Annotated in this window: 1 protein-coding gene; it reads right to left on the reverse strand. The window is 70.4% G+C overall.

Annotated features, from left to right (window positions below; genetic code table 11):
* Positions 1 to 2 precede the first annotated feature (2 nt).
* A partial coding sequence (locus tag AOK11_RS45965; protein ID WP_240497640.1) for a cytochrome ubiquinol oxidase subunit I occupies positions 3 to 514 on the reverse strand: 512 nt, incomplete at its 5' end.

Raw genomic sequence — 514 nt, forward strand, 5'->3', positions numbered from 1 at the left:
CTTCACTCACCCCCGGGGGTGCGGTCGGAGACGCCACCAGGCGCGCCGGCGGCTGTGGGCTCGGGAGCGCTTCTGGGCCCGTAGGGGGTGTCGGTCTCAGGGGGCAGTGCGGTGCGCGCGGCGGCCGAGCCCTCGTCGGCGATGCGCCAGCGGGTGCGCATCTTCAGGATGACCGCGAGAAACGCGCCGAACACCATCACGTACACGACGATGACGAGGCCCAGCATCGTCCACAGCGAACTGGCCCGGGTATCGGTCACCGCCTCGGAGACCCTCATGTGGTTGTAGACGATCCAGGGCTGGCGGCCGACCTCGGTGGTGATCCACCCGCACTCGACGGTGACCAGGCAGGCGGCCCCCGCGAGCGCGGCGCAGCGGTAGAACCAGCGGCTGCGGGGGTTGTCCCGATGGCGCCACCAGGACCAGGCGTACCAGAGCGCGAGCAGGATCAGCAGGCTGCCGATGGTGACCATGATGTCGAAGGCCCAGTGGGCGATGGTGGCCTGAGTCGCCG

Source organism: Streptomyces hirsutus (assembly GCF_001418415.1).
In the GTDB taxonomy this organism is placed as follows: Bacteria; Actinomycetota; Actinomycetes; order Streptomycetales; family Streptomycetaceae; genus Streptomyces; species Streptomyces hirsutus.